This window comes from Bacillus sp. COPE52, from assembly GCF_003355115.1.
Taxonomy (GTDB): Bacteria; Bacillota; Bacilli; order Bacillales; family Bacillaceae_G; genus Bacillus_A; species Bacillus_A toyonensis.
In genome coordinates this window covers 2,490,032-2,507,379 of sequence record NZ_CP031292.1, presented here as the reverse complement: position 1 = coordinate 2,507,379, position 17,348 = coordinate 2,490,032, and the positions used below count along the sequence as shown (strand labels likewise).

At 33.1% G+C, this 17,348-nt stretch carries 14 protein-coding genes and 2 pseudogenes; 2 read left to right on the top strand and 14 right to left on the bottom strand.

Annotated features, from left to right (window positions below; all coding sequences use genetic code 11):
* Positions 1 to 10: 10 nt before the first annotated feature.
* Positions 11 to 1,156: an acyl-CoA dehydrogenase gene (locus tag DPQ31_RS12385; RefSeq protein ID WP_000397277.1), complete on the bottom strand. Its 1,146-nt coding sequence runs from the start codon at positions 1,154 to 1,156 to the stop codon at positions 11 to 13.
* 216 nt (positions 1,157 to 1,372) lie between these two features.
* Complete coding sequence (locus tag DPQ31_RS12380; protein ID WP_001248624.1) at positions 1,373 to 2,341, bottom strand: YbgA family protein; 969 nt, start codon at positions 2,339 to 2,341, stop codon at positions 1,373 to 1,375.
* Between the two features lie 180 nt (positions 2,342 to 2,521).
* Here DPQ31_RS12380 and DPQ31_RS12375 point away from each other — a divergent pair, with 180 nt between their 5' ends.
* Positions 2,522 to 2,821, top strand: coding sequence for a WGxxGxxG family protein (locus DPQ31_RS12375; protein WP_098711571.1), 300 nt, complete (start codon positions 2,522 to 2,524; stop codon positions 2,819 to 2,821).
* Between the two features lie 136 nt (positions 2,822 to 2,957).
* Here DPQ31_RS12375 and DPQ31_RS12370 read toward each other — a convergent pair whose 3' ends face one another.
* The 7 genes from DPQ31_RS12370 to DPQ31_RS12340 form a co-directional block, all read right to left on the bottom strand.
* Positions 2,958 to 3,611, bottom strand: coding sequence for a TetR/AcrR family transcriptional regulator (locus DPQ31_RS12370; protein WP_000711175.1), 654 nt, complete (start codon positions 3,609 to 3,611; stop codon positions 2,958 to 2,960).
* 24 nt (positions 3,612 to 3,635) lie between these two features.
* Positions 3,636 to 4,655 (bottom strand): ABC transporter permease, encoded by a 1,020-nt coding sequence (locus DPQ31_RS12365; RefSeq protein ID WP_001265599.1) that lies wholly within the window; start codon positions 4,653 to 4,655, stop codon positions 3,636 to 3,638.
* Entirely contained in the window at positions 4,652 to 5,377 is a 726-nt protein-coding gene (locus DPQ31_RS12360; RefSeq protein ID WP_098711570.1) for an ABC transporter ATP-binding protein, read from the bottom strand. Before DPQ31_RS12360 ends, DPQ31_RS12365 begins: the two co-directional genes overlap by 4 nt.
* A 186-nt stretch (positions 5,378 to 5,563) precedes the next feature.
* Positions 5,564 to 5,815, bottom strand: a complete 252-nt coding sequence (locus DPQ31_RS12355; RefSeq protein ID WP_000548627.1) for a hypothetical protein — start codon at positions 5,813 to 5,815, stop codon at positions 5,564 to 5,566.
* Positions 5,816 to 6,031: 216 nt separating this feature from the next.
* Entirely contained in the window at positions 6,032 to 6,874 is an 843-nt protein-coding gene (locus tag DPQ31_RS12350; protein WP_208731969.1) for a metallophosphoesterase, read from the bottom strand.
* A gap of 260 nt (positions 6,875 to 7,134) precedes the next feature.
* Positions 7,135 to 8,061, bottom strand: a complete 927-nt coding sequence (gene bla / locus DPQ31_RS12345) for a class A beta-lactamase Bla1 (protein ID WP_208732095.1) — start codon at positions 8,059 to 8,061, stop codon at positions 7,135 to 7,137.
* 266 nt (positions 8,062 to 8,327) lie between these two features.
* Complete coding sequence (locus DPQ31_RS12340; protein ID WP_000744256.1) at positions 8,328 to 10,463, bottom strand: peptidoglycan D,D-transpeptidase FtsI family protein; 2,136 nt, start codon at positions 10,461 to 10,463, stop codon at positions 8,328 to 8,330.
* Positions 10,464 to 10,855: 392 nt separating this feature from the next.
* On the opposite strand from DPQ31_RS12340, the gene DPQ31_RS12335 reads away from it, so the two are divergent.
* Positions 10,856 to 12,625: a peptidoglycan D,D-transpeptidase FtsI family protein gene (locus DPQ31_RS12335; protein ID WP_097959370.1), complete on the top strand. Its 1,770-nt coding sequence runs from the start codon at positions 10,856 to 10,858 to the stop codon at positions 12,623 to 12,625.
* Positions 12,626 to 12,636: 11 nt separating this feature from the next.
* On the opposite strand, the gene DPQ31_RS12330 is transcribed toward DPQ31_RS12335, so the two are convergent.
* From DPQ31_RS12330 to DPQ31_RS12310, 5 genes and pseudogenes are all read right to left on the bottom strand, one after another.
* Positions 12,637 to 13,464 (bottom strand): SH3 domain-containing protein, encoded by an 828-nt coding sequence (locus DPQ31_RS12330; RefSeq protein ID WP_208731968.1) that lies wholly within the window; start codon positions 13,462 to 13,464, stop codon positions 12,637 to 12,639.
* Positions 13,454 to 13,987, bottom strand: a complete 534-nt coding sequence (locus DPQ31_RS12325; RefSeq protein WP_000435492.1) for an RNA polymerase sigma factor — start codon at positions 13,985 to 13,987, stop codon at positions 13,454 to 13,456. The genes DPQ31_RS12330 and DPQ31_RS12325 overlap by 11 nt, the downstream gene beginning before the upstream one ends.
* A 443-nt stretch (positions 13,988 to 14,430) precedes the next feature.
* On the bottom strand, positions 14,431 to 16,398 hold the full coding sequence (locus tag DPQ31_RS12320; RefSeq protein WP_208731967.1) for a penicillin-binding transpeptidase domain-containing protein: 1,968 nt from the start codon (positions 16,396 to 16,398) through the stop codon (positions 14,431 to 14,433).
* A gap of 200 nt (positions 16,399 to 16,598) precedes the next feature.
* Positions 16,599 to 17,141, bottom strand: a pseudogene (locus DPQ31_RS12315) (ATP-binding protein); the annotation flags it as partial.
* A 15-nt stretch (positions 17,142 to 17,156) separates the two neighbouring features.
* A pseudogene (locus DPQ31_RS12310) lies at positions 17,157 to 17,348 on the bottom strand (aspartate ammonia-lyase); the annotation flags it as partial.

Sequence of the window (17,348 nt, the reverse complement as noted above, 5' to 3'; positions counted from 1 at the left end):
TTCCTCCTTTTTATCTACATCCTAAATGTCTAGCAATTACGAGACGTTGAATTTCAGAAGTTCCTTCACCAATTTCTAACAGTTTTGCATCACGAATATGTCTTTCAACTTCATATTCACGCATATAGCCATAACCACCATGAATTTGTACTGCATGATTCGCAATACGACTAGCTGCTTCAGATGCAAATAGTTTTGCCATAGCCGCTTCTTTACCGAAAGGTTTATCGTTATCTTTTAACCAAGCTGCTTTATGTACTAAATTACGTGCTAACTCTACTTCAGTCGCCATATCCGCTAATTTAAATTGAATCGCTTGGAAATTAGAAATTGTTTTTCCAAATTGTTGACGTTCTTTCGCATATTGCAATGCACGTTCAAATGCAGATTGTGCAATACCTACTGCTAATGCTGCAATTGAAATACGTCCTCCATCAAGTGTATATAAGAATTGTTTAAATCCTTTATTAACATCACCAAGAATATTTTCTTTCGGTACACGCACACCATCAAGTACGATTTCACAAGTATTAGAAGCGCGAACACCCATCTTATCGTAAGGACTTGAGATCGTTAATCCTTCACTTGTAGTCGGTACGATAAATGCAGAAATACGTTTTCTACCATTCTCTTCAACACCGTTGATAGCGGTTACAATAATTGTATTTGCATACTCTGCGTTTGTAATCCAGCACTTTTCACCACTGATTACATACTCATCACCATCTAATACAGCTTTCGTTTGTGTACCTCCTGCATCTGATCCAGCGTTTGGCTCCGTTAATCCGAAAGCGCCTAACGTTTTACCTGATGCCATTGGAACTAAATATTTTTGTTTTTGTTCTTCTGTACCGAAATAATAAATTGGAGAAGCACCTAATGAAATTGTTGCAGCGTAGCTTAATCCTGTACCACCACAAGCACGACCAATTTCTTCAACTGCTAGCGCGTACGATACTGTATCGCCACCTGAACCTCCATACTCTTCTGGGAATGGGATGCCTAATAATCCTAGTTCGCCCATTTTTTGAAATGTTTCATATGGAAACTCTGCAGTTTTGTCATAATACACAGCTTTCGGTGCGATTTCCTTTTCAGCAAAGTCACGTACCATTTCTTTAATCATTTGTTTTTCGCGAGTTAGAGTAAATTCCATTCCGCTACACACCCCTTATCGAATATTGAGTTTCGACAGCGTGCGAGTTTCTACTACAAACATAACAACTTAAAAGACAAGAATATTAGTTAGACAATTGCTACAATTCTGTCATAACTTAATTTTAAAACAGATTCTGTACTAATGCACAAAAAAATTCCTACATTGTTCTACAACAACATAGGAGGTTTTGTGTCGAATTATGTAATTTATTGTTTAATAATCTCTACCTTTTCCCGAATCAGAAATTTCTACTAACGCTTCAGGGTATGGTTCGAAATACGTTTGTCTTAATAAATACTTTTCATCAAATCGAATGGCCCATGATTTTAAAATTGTAAGTAAACTACTAAGCGGTATTTTCTTTTCTGCATACTTTTGTAACAGTTCTATAAAATGATCTTTTTCTTGTTTTTTTAGCTTTGTTTTAAAATATCCAAAAATGTGCTCGCATACATTTACATTCGATGTATAACGGGGTGTGCGCATAAATAATTCATATAAAGTCTTCTCATAGTTTTCAAATACCACTTCAATCTTTTCATTTTTGTGATTTGCAATTATACGCCCTAATTCCTTTTGTTTCACCTGATTATATGCCATAAATAAATATTTATTATCCGACTGAAACGATACAAGTTCTTTCATATTTTTATTGTGTTTAATCATTTTGTAATATGCGATTGTAAATAGCCTTGTAAAGAAATGCTCTCTAATAATAAAATTCGACAATCTACCTTCCTCTTCAATAGGAAGATGCGAAAATTTTTTTACTACTGCTCCGCCAAATAAGCCAGCTCCTTTTCCCTTTGCTGGCGCTTTTTCAAAACCAGAATAAATTTTCACATCACGCGTACCACAACTTGGTGAACGATTCTTTAAAATAAAACCATCCACATCCGATATCGTTTGTAAAAAGTCATTTGAAAACTGCTCCATTTTTTCAGTAACGTCTTCTCTTGTCGACGGTTGCACAAGTTTATTCACACCATTTTCTTCTACGATTCGTATCGTTTCACGAGGAATTCCCAATCCAATCTCGACTTCTGGACAAACAGGTATAAATGTAACAAATGGCTGCAAATTTCGTATTGTTACATCCGGAATCATTTCTCCATTATAACGACAAGCATCAAATTCTAAACATTTACTTACGACGATTGTAGGTTTTGCAAATTGTCGCATTTCATTACCTCCTTAGTGCTAGTCCGTATAATATAAATTGTACTAAGATTAACGTTTTAAGCAAAGTTTGATTCATTTAGTTTTATAAATGCGCGCTCTATAATGATGGTTTAGACACTGTGAAACGAATAATACACACATACTCTGGAGAAATTAATACATAAGAAAGGAGGGAGCGTTATGAAGAAGAAATTATCATCTATTTTAAGTGTTTTAGCACTATCTATTATGTTTTTAGGTACATCTGCACAAGCTGAATACGATGGAAATAATATGAATAGAGTTAATAACACTGACATTTCAACTCGAGTTAATAACAATAACTTAGACAGAGTTAATAATGATGTGAGAACTCGAAATGTAAATACGACAAATGATTTAAATGATAATCGTGATAAAAATAATAATTGGGCTTGGCTTGGTTTATTAGGACTAGCAGGATTATTAGGTCTTAGAAGAAGAGACAAAGAAACACGCTAATTTATAATGTTTTTAGTAAACAAGTACTTATTTATCAAAAATATATAATGAATATAAATCGCCTTTTTAAAGGCGATTTATTATTTGTTTAAAAGTAATATATGTACTTTACACTTCAACATATTTTTACTTATGATTAAATTCGTGGTGTTAATCCATACAGTATAAATTGAATCGTATTTTCAATTTCCGCTTCATCATCCCATTTTTCTTCAGGCAATAATAAAAATCGAGTTAATAGAAATCCTAAAACAGCTGATAATGTAAGCCGTAATACGGAAGGTGGTGGCATCTCAATAATTTCCCCTTCTTCTTGAAACTTTACAATTAACTTTTTAAAATGTGAAAGCAGTTCTGTTTCTACTAATTGTTGTATTTCACTTTTTAGCTCTGGCTGAAACGGCACTTCTTGAATTAATATTTTAATCATTGGAAAGTGCTTTTTGGCAAATTCAAATCGATTATGAATGACTACTCTTAAAAGCCCTTCATACGATTCATAATCAGTTTTAAATATCTCTTTCGCAAAAGCTTGTACGAAAAATGGTGCAGCAAACTTTGTTAAAGTTGGCATTACGACCGCTAACAATAAATCTTTTTTCGTCTTATAGTAGCGGAAGATTGTTCCTTCCGCTACACCAGCACGCTTTGCAATTTCACTTGTTGAAGTTGAAGCATATCCTTTTTCTCCAAACATATCAACAGCTGCTTCTAAAATACGCATTTGACGTTCATTTCGTTTATCAGTATTAGTTGCAGCAATTAATTCCTCAAGCCAATCCTTCTTCATGTACAAAGCTCCTTTTTGTCATTATTATATTTTGCGATGTTTCTTTAAAGCAAATACATTTCCTACTGCAAATAATAGTGAAAAAAGTAGTAATACAGTAAGATCCAATGCAATTTCTGTAAATCCTTGATTTCGAATCATCACTTGCCTCATTGCATCAGCGCCGTATGTGAGTGGAAATAATTTCCCTAACATTTGGAGCCACTTATTCATAGATTCAATTGGAAACAACCCAGAAAAGAAAATTTGTGGCACAATAACAAGTGGTATAAACTGGATCATTTGAAATTCATTATTTGCGTATGCTGATAAAAACGTCCCTAATGTTAGTGCCGTTAAAGAGAGCATACATGTAATAAGTAGCGTTAGCCATATAGAACCTGCTACATATAAACCTAAAACATAGACTGAAAAACTTACAATTATAACAGATTGTATGAATGCAAAAATTCCAAAACCAATTATATACCCAACAACTATTTCCCATCGTCTAACTGGTGTGGACAATAATCGCTCTAATGTACCACTTAAACGTTCTCTTACGAAAGAAACTCCCGACAAAATGAATACAAAGAAAAATGTAAAGAATCCAATTAACACGGGACCGAGCCCATCAAACATCGTAAAGTCTTTAGAGCCATGTAAATAATTCACTTCAGGTTTCATTATCGATACATCATTCTTCTCTGTGCTCTTTTGCAATATTTGGAGTACAGCACGGTTTTTCGACGAATCACTGCCCTCTAACAAAAGATTTATTTTTCCATTCTCTAAATGAATTACTGCATCGATCTTTTGTTTTTCCAACTCAGAAATCGCTTTCTCTTTGCTATATTCATAAATTGAGGCTTCTTGATTTTTCATCACTTTTACTATAGGAGCGGGCACATCCACTACAGCAATATGTGGTATATAATCTTTTTGTGTAAATACTAAAGACAATAGCCAAAGTAATAACATTGGTGCCCCAAACATCATGGCTAACGAACGTTTATCTCGGAAAAATTGACGAATAATACGAATGATTACACCATTAACTCTCACGATTCAACCCCCTCTACTAACAAAAAGACATCTTCAATTCGTCTTGATGATACACGTTTTTTCAATTCCTCTGGCGTTCCAACCGCAACTAAGTTCCCTTCTCTAATCAATCCTAGACGCTCACAAAACTCTGCTTCATCCATAATGTGCGTCGTTATAATAATAGTTGTTCCTTTCTTTTTAAGTTCATAAAATTCCCCCCATATTGTTTTTCTAAGCAACGGATCTATCCCCACTGTTGGCTCATCTAAAATTAATATTTCAGGTTCATGAAGAAGTGCTATCGCTAATGATAGACGCTTTTTCATCCCACCTGAAAAATGCTGTACTTGCTTTTTCATATGTTGTGATAATTGTACAAGGTCAAAAACCTCTTTGATTCTTTCCTTTTTATGTTTTCCCTTTAATCCATACATCGTTGCAATAAAATCTGCATTTTCATATGCTGATAGTTCTTCGTATAATGCATCAGCTTGAGCCATATAGCCAATTCTTTTCATCTCATTTAAATTTGGCATGTTAATGTTGTATACAAATACATTACCTTTAGTTGCTTGATTAATACCTGCAATCAATTTAATAAGCGTCGTTTTCCCTGATCCTGAAGGCCCAACTAAACCAAATATCTCTGCTTTTTCAATTTGTAATGAAAGATCGTGTAAAACTTCTTTTTTCCCAAAACTTTTCGATACATTCTGTAAAACAATTGAAGGTTTTTGCACGTATTATCCCTCTTTTCTATAAAATGAGTGAGTACTCACTTTTATTTTACTCTTGCGTCATTATATGTCAATCTTCATTGATTAGTATTTATTTTCAATCAACAATATTACACAATGAAACAGAGTCGACATTAGAATATAATTTCTTAAAGTCGACTCTGTTTCATTTAAACTATGCATTTTACTTTATGTTTCTAAATTCATATACTTCCTAATTCTAGCAAGATCTAAAGAATATTCGATAACTAATTGCTGTAACGGTAAAATAACTGTATCGGGATATAAATGTGCATATTGTAATGTTTCTGCATATTTTTCTAATCTTTTTTCTAAGTATTTTATAATTTGCTCAGGATGGCTCACTAATAAACATTGACAATAATAATGTATTTGTTCCTCAATCGCCGTATACTCTTCAATTTCATATTCTTTATGCATGTGTACACCCCTTTAAGTTTTTTTACATAAATTCTTTATCACACTTTTCACTCGACTAATTTTTAAGTTTTTTGATTATTTACACTATAACAAACTCTTCAGGTCAAATTTTGTTACTTTATGTAACGTAGAAAATTTTTAACAAAATTGTAATGTTAACTCCTGCAAAATACATAAAGTCCCTTTACTCATTTTTGTATAAAAAAATCGTACAACTTAATTTAGCTGCACGACTACAATTTCTGGCCTATTCAAAATTCTTTGCGGAATGATACTATTTCCTAACCCTCTACTAACTACCATTGATGTATTTTGTTCTACATATAAACCCGCTGTATATTTAGGTAAAACACCTTGATTTGGCGCAACTAATCCTCCGATAAATGGCAATCTAACTTGCCCTCCATGAGCATGTCCCGATAAAACCAAAGCCAATCTCTCATTCGTATATTCCTTAATAAATTCAGGCCTATGGGATAATAATACATTATATCTATCTGGCTGCATTTCAATTTTCGCTTTTTTAATTTCATCTATTATAATATTTCCTTCATCACGGTTTCCAGTAACAAACTCTGGATCATCAATACCTAACAAGTTTATTTCTTGCTCACCCTTTCGAATGCCTACATGTTCATTCCTTAAAATATTGACATCATATTTCTTCAACTCTTTTTCTAAACTGTTATACTTTCCAGACCATTGTTCATGGTTTCCTGTCACAAAATATACAGGATACTTCTTTACCATTTCTCGTATTAATTGCATACTAACTTCTGCATCGTATGATTTACTGTCAATTAAATCACCTGTAATCGCAATAATATCTGGGTCTATGCTTTTTATTTTTTGAATTAACACATCTTGATTATCGCCAAATTGCTTATTGTGTAAGTCTGAAATTTGTAGAATTTTATACCCTTTAAAAGAGGATGGTATTTTACTAGAGGTTATTTTAACCTCAGTTATACTTATTAAATTGTTCTGTAAATATAAAAAGATTGTAAAACCTACTAATATACAAATAATCATTACGATTCTATTAATCTTCTTTTTCATATTTTCTCCTTTACATTCTCATCAAACACTTCTATATGCTAACTGAATTATATTATACTTTCTTGAAATTTATTTAAATTAATAAAATAATACAGTACATGAAATTTCATATGAGATACGTCATATATATTCGTTATATTTTTACTTTTACCTTTTTAATAATAAGAATACAAAAACGACTCTTATCACACGAAAAAAGTCGTTTTCTAACGTTATACTTTTAATACTTTCATGTTAAAAATGCGAAAACTAAAATACTATTACCTAAGAGCCTTAACTAGAACCTCAGTTGCCTCTGCAATGAGTTGATTATCATAGGTAGCCTCTTTCTCATCTTTACTAGATAAAATTGCGATGATAATTGGTGCTCTATTTGGCGGCCAAACGATAGCAATATCATTTCTTGTCCCGTAACTGCCAGCACCTGATTTATCTCCAACTACCCAGTCAGTTGGTACGCCTGCACGAATAAGTTTGTCTCCTGTAGCATTTCCTTTCATCCACTCTGTAAGAATTTTACGTTTTTCAGCCGGAAGTGCATTTCCGACCGTAAAAGCTTTAAGATTCGTAGCAATTGCTTTCGCTGTACTAGTGTCACGAATGTCTCCTGGAATAGCTTCGTTTAATTCTGTTTCAAAGCGATCAGACATAGTAACCCGATCCCCGATCTGTCTAAGCGCTTTTTCATATCCTTTAGGTCCGCCTATTTTATGAAATAAAATGTTCCCTGCAGTATTATCACTTGAACGAACAGCAGCCTCAGCAATTTCTCCTAGTTTCATTCCAGTATCTACATGTTCCTCTGTAACAGGTGAATAATCCACTAAGTCTTCTTTCGTAAATTTTATGACTTCATTTAATGTATCAATTGAGTTTTGCTGTAGTAATACTCCTGCCGCTAAAGCCTTGTAGGTTGATGCGAAGGCAAATCTTTCGTTATGTCGATAAGAGATTGTTTGATTTGTACCAGTATCAATCGCATATACACCTAATCGAGCATCAAATTTTTTCTCAAGTTGAGAGAACTCTTTATGCGTCGCCTGATTTTTATGTTTCACTTGTCCAGTCTTTTCTTTCGCTTCAACTTGCAGTGACCCTCCTGTAAGAGCTTCTAGGCTTGTAACACTTAAACCTAATATACCAACGCATATTCCTATTTTTAGCATCCTCTTGTTTTTCAAAATCATCATTCCTTTCAAATTTTCAATACTGAAAACAAGTAGTAAATTCAATACACTGTATCCTATTTAAAAACCTGTTTTTATACGTACACATAATAGACCATCTAAGAAACAAGTTTGTTCCATAAATTTAAAACCTTTTTAATTAGTAGCCAAAATATTAACAAAAGTAAGAGATAGCAACTGTGATAGTTGCTATCTCTTATTTTAAATCTTCCTTTAACTTATAAAGACTTTTATATACACAGGGTCTCTTCCCTGAGAAAAGTACTCTAATTTTGCTTAGAACTATCTGTATTAGTAGCTTCACCATGTATACGTTGCTTTTTTAAATCAAAGTATACATCTAAAACTTCCTTTCCAATTATAGAATTAATTCCACTTTTATCATCATGAAGCCATGGGACTACTATAGAAAATGCTACTTCTGGATTATCATATGGAGCATATCCAACTAATGTTAAATTGTAACATTCCATACGTTCTCCTTTTGCATTTCTACCAATTGGATCATCTCCTCCATATACAGTTTGAGCTGTCCCTGTCTTTCCTGCTGGTTTATATGGAGCATTTTTGAAATGTTTCACGCCAGTTCCATCACCTTCTTGGAATACCCATCTAAACCCCTCTTTTATCCGATCAATATGTTCTGTCTTCATATCAACTCGATTTAATACGACAGGCTCTATAGAGCGTATAACTTTGCCAACCTCTTCTTCTTTTATTGATTGTTCTCGTATTTCTTGTACAATTTGAGGTTGCATTCTATAACCGCCATTCGCAATCGTTGAAATATATTGTGCCAATTGCAATGGCGTATACGTATCATACTGACCGATAGAAAAATCTAGTAAAAACCCAGGTTGACTGTCTACCGTTCTCGTTTGTCCGGTTATTTCATTCGGTAAATCAATACCTGTTGGGACACCTAAACCAAATTGTTTAAAATAGTAGCGCATCGTATCAAATGCTTCTTGTTTAATATCCAACGTACCATTTGGTACGTAATTAACCCCTGCGATTTGTAAGGCCGTTTGGAACATGTATACATTCGAAGATACTTGTAAAGCTCTTAAATCATTAATATTACCAAATCCAGATACATTCCATGATTTCTTAGCTTGTGTACCTTTAAATTTCATAGGCGCGTCATAAAATTGATCTCCTGGATGTATTGCCCCTGTCTCATATCCAGTTAATAAAGTAGCACCTTTTACAGCTGACCCTAGCTCATACGAAGTTGTCATGTTACCTAAAGCCAAATCCTCAATCTCTATTTTTCCTTCTTTTTCTACAATCTTTTTGCCTGCCATAGATAAAATCTGTCCATTATTTGGATTCGTCATGACGACAAAAGCTCGGTCCAACAGTGGCTCTGAACTCTTAAAAGCTCTCAAGTTTTTCTCTATACTTTCTTCCACTTTTTTTTGTAATTCCATATCAATCGTTAATGTTAAACTATTACCACTTTTTCCTTTAGAGATTATTTCTGTGCTAACAATATTTCCGGATTTATCAGTAATGTTTTTCACTTCTTCTTTTGTACCGTGTAATGCATCTTCATATCGTTGTTCAATATAACTTTTTCCTACACGATCATTACGGTTATATCCACGTACCAAATAAGAATCTAAGTTTTCTTTCGGTAATCCTTCTTCACTGCTTGTAATATTACCTAACACGGAACGAAATAAATTACCATTTACATAATTACGTTCCCAATCAACCGTTGCATCTACTCCCGGAAACTCCTCAAGCTTTTCACTTATCCGCGCATACTCTTCATCTGTTACGTCTTTTTTGATAATTTGTGGTGTCAGTTGATAACCTGCACTCATTTTACTTTTAATAGCTAACACCTTTAAATCTTGTGCTGTTAATTCTGCCAATTCTACTTCTGTAACGCGACTTCGTCTTAAGTCATCAATTTTTTTATCTAACTCTTTTCCCTCAATTCCCTTTTCTTTAAACTTTTCTATATCTTTTTTAGTTATCTTTGTCTCTGCACGTTTCTTATTCAACTGCATCCAGAAATCTTTTTTATCGATATCGGTTAACTTATTTATATCTTGTTCGGGCATTTCAAGTACTTTCGCCAAGTCTTTTGCTGTTTTTAAAATATCTTCACTCGTAATCCCCTTCACCCTTGTATACGTAATTGTGCGAAGAGATTTATTATTAACGACTGCTTTTCCTTCTCGATCTAGAATTTGTCCACGTGGAACTGGTATACTAGTTGTTTCATTTTGACTGCTTTCCACTTGGTTCTTATAAGCCTCTCCTTCAACGATTTGTACTTTTCCTAGCTGCATAATAATAGCTGAAAACAGTAGAAATATGCAAAGGAACATTATATTTAATCGAATAGATATATATGTCTGCTGCTTCTTTTCTTTTTGTTTTTTCATAAATCCTCCATATAATTCTTCCGGAACTCCTCACTAATACTTAGTAAATAAATACGTTCCCTATATATTAGAAACCACCATTCAGTTATAAATAGTGTCTTATCTTTTTTCTACATCCTTGTAAGCGTCAATTTCTTTTCGTTTAGCCGCGTAACTGATACATCTCCTTTCCTGTCTTTCTCTCTATTTTTTTGTTGCTTGCATTAGAAATGCTAAACTGTATAATGACTCATATTAAGCTTACACATAGACTTGCTAGTAACTTTTCATGCTGGTTATTCCTTTCCTCATGCTGTAATACTTAATAGACAACCTAAGTAATAAAGTTGTTCCACATTTACAAAAAAAATAATTAACTATAAGATGAAATAGGCTACATAAGGGAGGGTTATATGTTACATATAAAAAGATGGAGATTTTTTGCGGTTCTTTCTATTGTAGGTTTGATTTTACTACTTTTAGTAAAAATCAACTTCATTTCAATTACTATCGCAACTTCTTCAGCTGAAAGAGGAAAAATTTTCGATCAAAATGGTGTAATACTAGCTACAAATAAGAAAGTTAATTCTATATATTGCACTTCTAATGATGAAAAGCTATCGAATCAAGATACATCAAACACATTAGCTTTTTTCAATCAATTTTCAAACGAGTTTCAACATGACATTTCTGCAGAGGACATAAAATCACAATTACAACAATCTTGTAAAAAGCAGACTATGAATGATATACCGTTATACTCTGACATAAATGAGAGTGAACTTACATTCATAAACAAGAACAAACCCAATAATGTAATAATTAAAGATGAATGGATTCGATATTATCCAAAACACGAAATTGGTTCACAGCTAATTGGATATGTAGAAAATGACCTTAATTCTAAGTATGGACCTGTGGGAAAAAGTGGGGTTGAGCTTCAATATGAAAATGATTTAAAAGGAAAACCCGGAAAAACTCTGATTTTTAAAATGAATAATAAAAAGTTCTCATGGAACATTCAAAAAGTACAAAGAGGAAAAGATGTCCGGCTAGCTTTAGACTCGAAATTGCAGCAAAAAACAGAGGAAGCATTACGATCTCAAATTAAGAAAATACATGATGCTAAAGCTGGTTATGTCGTAGTGACTGATATAAAAACTGGCGCAATTTTAACTATGGCCAACTCGGCAGTTTTTAATCCAAATACATTACATACACATGTATCATCTAAAAATGAAAACATTAAATCACTTTCGCAAAATAAAGCAATTCAAAAATTAAAGTATGGCGAATCTTATGTAAATATGGCCTCTACTATAAAGCCACTTACTATTTTAATTGGATTAAATGAAAAGCTTTTTCAACCTGAAGATACTTATTTAGATAAGGGTACTTTTCAATATGATAATCAAAATAACATTACGAATGCACCTGGAACGCCAACAGGTGAGATTACACCGAGGCAGGCTATCATTAATTCATCTAATACATTTATGACAGCAAAAGTAGCTCTGCCTTTATTCAACCAAAATAATGGGAATATAGAAAAAGTGGCACATATATGGACAGATTATTTAATGCAATTCGGTCTACGTTCTAAAACCGGGATTGATTTACCCTTTGAAGAAGACGGACAATATGAATTCCATCCATCTAATAAGTTTGAAAATGGAATCTCCGCTTTATTAAATGCCTCTTGGGGAGGAAATGAAGTGCATACCCCTCTTCAACTCGCTCAATATGCAGCAACTTTGGCAAGTAAAGGTGATAAATATAAACCTCAAATCGTAAGTGCTATTATGAGTCCTGACGGTAAGGAAACAAAAACGTTTAAACCAATTTTAGAAAGTTCAAATCGTTATCCTATGAAGTTTTGGAGTGTCGTGCAAGGTGGAATGAGTCAAAATATAGAGGAGATTAAAAACTTGCCCTTTCATGTCGCAGGTAAAACAGGTATAACAGGCTCTCCCAACGAGCAAGAAAGAATGATAAATCATTCTCTTTTCATTGCATATGCTCCTACCGAAGATCCACAAATAGCCATTTCTGTCGTTATTCCTGGTAGTAATTCAGAAAAAAACATCGCTGCTCTCGTTACATCAGAAATTTTAGAGTCTTGGCATACACTTCAAAAAGAAAATAATAATAATAATAATAAAGAGGAAGGTTCATTAAAGTGAACCTTCCTCTTTTACCATATAGAATCTATATTTATTATTTTCCATTCACCATTATCATTTTTTTCGAACATGAATGAATACTTAATATCAGTTAAAACATACTCCTTTTGTACATATCCAGTATTACCGTTAATTGTCGATATTTTTATATATCCATCATTTTGCACTTTTTCTGGAATCCAAGCTTTTACCATTTCATTAGATACTTCATATACAACCTGTGATTCTCGTTTTGGTTCAGCTAAAATTTTTGTTTTATTTCCAGTAACCGTTGCATATATAAAATGCGTTTGCTTTGGTTGGTTACTTTCTGTCAAACCACTTGGTACTTTGTATATTTTTTTTGTATCATTTGCAAATTCTCCCCCCATTGTAAGAGCGACTTGCAACTCATGAAAAATGTCTTCATCAAACTTCAATTCATCCTTCTTATAACGCTTCCCTTTAAATAGAACTTCATCATTTAATGCTCTATACAAATCATTTTCATTTTTTGAATTTGTGCTTTGATATAAATCATTCATAAATTGTTTTAATGATGGATCTTGAGCAGACTCATCTTTTGTTTTCGGCTTAATTTGAGTACTACTTTGTACCGGTGATTTATTGTCATCAAGCCAAGGTTGTTGAACAATAAAAAATAACATAGTACAAACCAAAACAACTGCAACAGGCAATACTTTTTTACGAAATGGTCTCTTATTTTTTACAGAATCTACTTCACTATTTTGATATACCGATTGCTTTATTTTATAAATAAATTCTTCTTCATCTTTCCGATGCTCCATTGGGCCTTTTTTCAATTTACTATACCAGTCAGGATTTTTTTTACTGTTCATCACTACTACCCTCCCCTATTAGTTTTGAAACTTTGCTTCTCGCTCGGCTTAATCTAGATTTGACTGTTCCAATTGATACACCTAATGTTTCAGCCATTTCTTCATAAGATAATTCATATTTCGCGTCCAGTATTAGTATTTCACGGTGTTTTTTAGGTAATTTTAATACAACATCCCACAGTTCATTTAGTTCCTCTTGCTTAAAAAACTCTTGTTCTGCCGAGGAAGACTGCTTGTCGTCACTAAAAAATCCCACTAAAGATATCCTTTTAAAATAAGAGGATTTCAAATAGTTTATCGCTGTATTTCTTGTAATTTTTAATATCCACGTTTTAATAGATGACTCCTTTCGAAACGAATGCCAATGTTTAAAAACCTTTATAAAGACATCTTGTGTGATGTCATCTGATAAGTGTGGATCTTTCGTAATAATAAATGAATAATTCCATACATCTTGCCAATAGTCTTTAATAACATAGTCAAGCTCATCATGATTACATTTTTCAATAAACTTCTGTTCCATTTCCACACCTCAAACTTATTTGAATAAACATAAAACTGCCCTCACTTTTAATATGGTTTCAATATATAGACATGATACAAGTTTCATTTGTTCCATTGTTTATCTTTTTTTTGATAGAAGAATTCTCCTGAAAAATGTAAAGGTATACAATACATTTTATTACATAATCACCTTTACATTCTCTTCGATGACAGACTCTATATTTAGCCCGTACTTGCAAATACTATTTCAAAAATCACTTTTGAAACAATAGAATTTGATTTAAATAATGAAAATGATAAGATATCAACTTTTTAGAACCACAATAACATAGAAAAAGCATTCTCAAGTAGGGAGAATGCTTTTTTTAAAACTTAATTGTTCTTTGTTTTGCCCAATTTATACTATTGAGTTAAGCATACATATAATATATATAGTAAAAGATTTCACCTTATAATCTAGTGTTATTTCTGAAAAACATGTTTTACTTTTTCGCCTGGAACATTACTGCCCCCTCTTCCTTTTACATCTTCAATCATCATGGTAACAATCATGTCTGGCGCATTTGCATCAAACGCTGCAAACCATCCAAGTTCTTTTCCGTCTGCTTCTTTCGACTCCTTCAGTTCTGCTGTACCGGTTTTACCAGCAAGAGTTACACCATCAACCTTAGCAATTCTCCCAGCGCCGTCAGGGTCATTAATAACTTTTATTAATGCACTCTTTACTATCTCTTGATTCTTTTTAGAGACCACGTTTTCTTTCCAATTCCCCGCTACTTTTGCTTCTTTTAACAGATGAGGCAACGGAATATTCCCTTCATTCACAATCGGTGCATATGTTAATGCTAAATGAAGTGGCGTCATTAATACTTGTCCTTGTCCATATCCCGTGTCTGCTAGTTGAATATCATTTTTTATCCCATCTTTTGCAATTGTTGAAATAGGAAATTCGTATTCGATTGGTAATTTTTCATGAAATCCGTACTTCTTAAATTCATTTACATACTGTTCTTTCCCCATTTTCAAAGCTTGTTGAGCAAAATAAATATTATCAGAGTACTTCATTGCCTTTTCAAAATCAATTGGACTAGCTTCCTTCACACGTGTTACATAATAATTTCCCCACGATGAATCTTTTGTCCACTTCAATCCTTGAATTTTAAATTCTTCTTTAGGATTTAATGTTTTCATTTCCAAACCAATTGCACCTGTAATCGTTTTAAATACAGAACCTGGTACAAATGCTTTTGTGAAGCGATTCATCATTGGCAGTTTAGAGTCGTTATTCCATGCTTCTCTTTGGGCTTTTGACGCTCCTCTAACTATTATATTTGGATTATAAGCAGGGCTACTTACAAGTGCGATTGTTTCACCCGTTTTAGGATTGACCGCTGCACTAGATCCTGCTTCATTTTTCATCTCATTAAAGATTTTTTCTTGAATTGCAGCATCAATTGTTAACGTAACATTTTCCCCTTCTTTTGCTTCTTTTTTTGCTACGTTTTTAATCTCTTTCCCGTTTTCATCTTCCATAAATACGCGTCCACCCTTTTCACCACGCAATTTATTCTCTAATACTTTTTCTAAACCTGTCTTACCCACTAAATCATCTGCTTGATAACCTTTTTTTTGAAGCGATTTTAACTCCTCTGCATTCACCTTTCCTATATATCCTGTTAAGTGTGCCGCTGCTTCTCCTAATGGATACGTACGAATATTTATTGGGCGAGATGAAACTCCTTCTAATTCAATATAATCATTCTGTCTGGTTCCCTCTTTTAAAATGCCAATTGGTACAAAGGAGTCTGGTTTTATCCATTTCGCTGTGAGCTTTTGTTCAACCTCTTCTGTAGACATATCAAGTAATTGTGCTACTATTTCTTTCGTTTGCGCTGCTGTTTCACCTAGTTTCTCTGGAATAATTCCAACCTCAGACGCTTTACCGTTCGTTGCAAGCCCTTTTCCATTTCGATCGTATATTTCTCCGCGTTTTCCTTGTTCTATTTGCATACGTACTTTGTAATCTTTTTTCATACCTGGGAAAATGAAGTCTGGCGTCCAATCTATTTTCCAAGATTCCTTTTCTTTCACAAGTTTTACTTCATGGATGAATGAAACTGTTCCTCCATCCGTATCCATTTTAACTTCAAAAAGAAAACGTTCTTTATCTTTCGTATTCTCTCCTTTCGTTTTAACTTTTAAATTCTTAGCTCCAATCCCCTCATAGATTTTTTGATATTTTTCTGTGAATTCTTTTTTAGAAATCGTTTTTTTGGCATGATCTGATAAATGATCATACATATTTGCAAACTTTTTATCATTCCATAAATTAACATATTCTTCAAATGCTTGTTTGGGCGGTTCGTTTTTATTACACCCTACTAACATAACCGCGAAACAAATGAAAAACAGCATCCATAATTTTTTCAATTCAATCTTCTCCCTTAGTTAAAAATGATGATTCCTTTCTTAATTTATTAAATAAAAAATGTTTCAACGCTTAATAGACAGTGTAAGTAATGACATTGTTCCATATTTACAAAAAAATTAATTTACGCTTAAGTTGCATTTGAAGAGAGAAGTTTGTAAGATTCAAAAGAAAAACCGATGAAAAGTATACCTTTCATCGGTTAACGAGATGCATACGGGAATATGATTCTAACTTTTGTTCCCTTACCTACCTCAGATTCTAGCTCAATCTTATGATTTAATTTTTCACATACTTCTTTAACAAGATATAATCCCATTCCCGTAGACTCTTTAAATTTCCTACCATTTTCTCCAGTATAAAATGGATTGAAAACACGTGGTAAATCAGCAGTAGGAATACCACCCCCATAATCTTTTATTTCCAAAATAATTGCTCATCCTTTTGAACACGCCGATACTAATACTTTTTCTTTCTTACTTGATGAATATTTAATTGCATTTGACAGTACTTGATTGAGTATAAATCAAAACCATTTCTTATCTGTTTCTACAATAAGATTCGGCTCTACTTTTACCTCTGGATACACATAACTACGTATAAATAGATGTTTATTTTCATGAATAGCAGAATCAATCATTCCAAATAACTGCAATCTGTCCACATGAAAATCCTGTTCAAATGTTTCTAAACGAGCAACATATAAGACCATTTCTAATCCTTTTTTGATTTTTTTTGATTCTTTTCGTTTCTTCATTATTTATTTTTTCTTTAAAAGAGTTGCTCCTGCAATCCCTGGGTGTGTCATTTCGAATGGATCTAGAATTAACTCTAAGTCTTCTTGTGACAATACACCATTTTTCACACAAAGTTCTCGAACGGATTGACCTGTTGCAATTGCTTCTTTCGCAACACGAGCTGCTGCTTCATAACCGATATGAGGGTTCACGGC

Bases quoted from the DNA above. Each gene is read 5' to 3' on its own strand.
- bla (WP_208732095.1), bottom strand. From the start codon at position 8,061: ATGATTTTGAAAAACAAGAGGATGCTAAAAATAGGAATATGCGTTGGT.
- DPQ31_RS12370 (WP_000711175.1), bottom strand. From the start codon at position 3,611: ATGAAGAAGGATTGGCTTGAGGAATTAATTGCTGCAACTAATACTGAT.
- DPQ31_RS12335 (WP_097959370.1), top strand. From the start codon at position 10,856: ATGTTACATATAAAAAGATGGAGATTTTTTGCGGTTCTTTCTATTGTA.
- DPQ31_RS12375 (WP_098711571.1), top strand. From the start codon at position 2,522: ATGAAGAAGAAATTATCATCTATTTTAAGTGTTTTAGCACTATCTATT.
- DPQ31_RS12330 (WP_208731968.1), bottom strand. From the start codon at position 13,464: ATGAACAGTAAAAAAAATCCTGACTGGTATAGTAAATTGAAAAAAGGC.
- DPQ31_RS12340 (WP_000744256.1), bottom strand. From the start codon at position 10,463: ATGAAAAAACAAAAAGAAAAGAAGCAGCAGACATATATATCTATTCGA.
- DPQ31_RS12350 (WP_208731969.1), bottom strand. From the start codon at position 6,874: ATGAAAAAGAAGATTAATAGAATCGTAATGATTATTTGTATATTAGTA.
- DPQ31_RS12385 (WP_000397277.1), bottom strand. From the start codon at position 1,156: ATGGAATTTACTCTAACTCGCGAAAAACAAATGATTAAAGAAATGGTA.
- DPQ31_RS12355 (WP_000548627.1), bottom strand. From the start codon at position 5,815: ATGCATAAAGAATATGAAATTGAAGAGTATACGGCGATTGAGGAACAA.
- DPQ31_RS12380 (WP_001248624.1), bottom strand. From the start codon at position 2,341: ATGCGACAATTTGCAAAACCTACAATCGTCGTAAGTAAATGTTTAGAA.
- DPQ31_RS12325 (WP_000435492.1), bottom strand. From the start codon at position 13,987: ATGGAACAGAAGTTTATTGAAAAATGTAATCATGATGAGCTTGACTAT.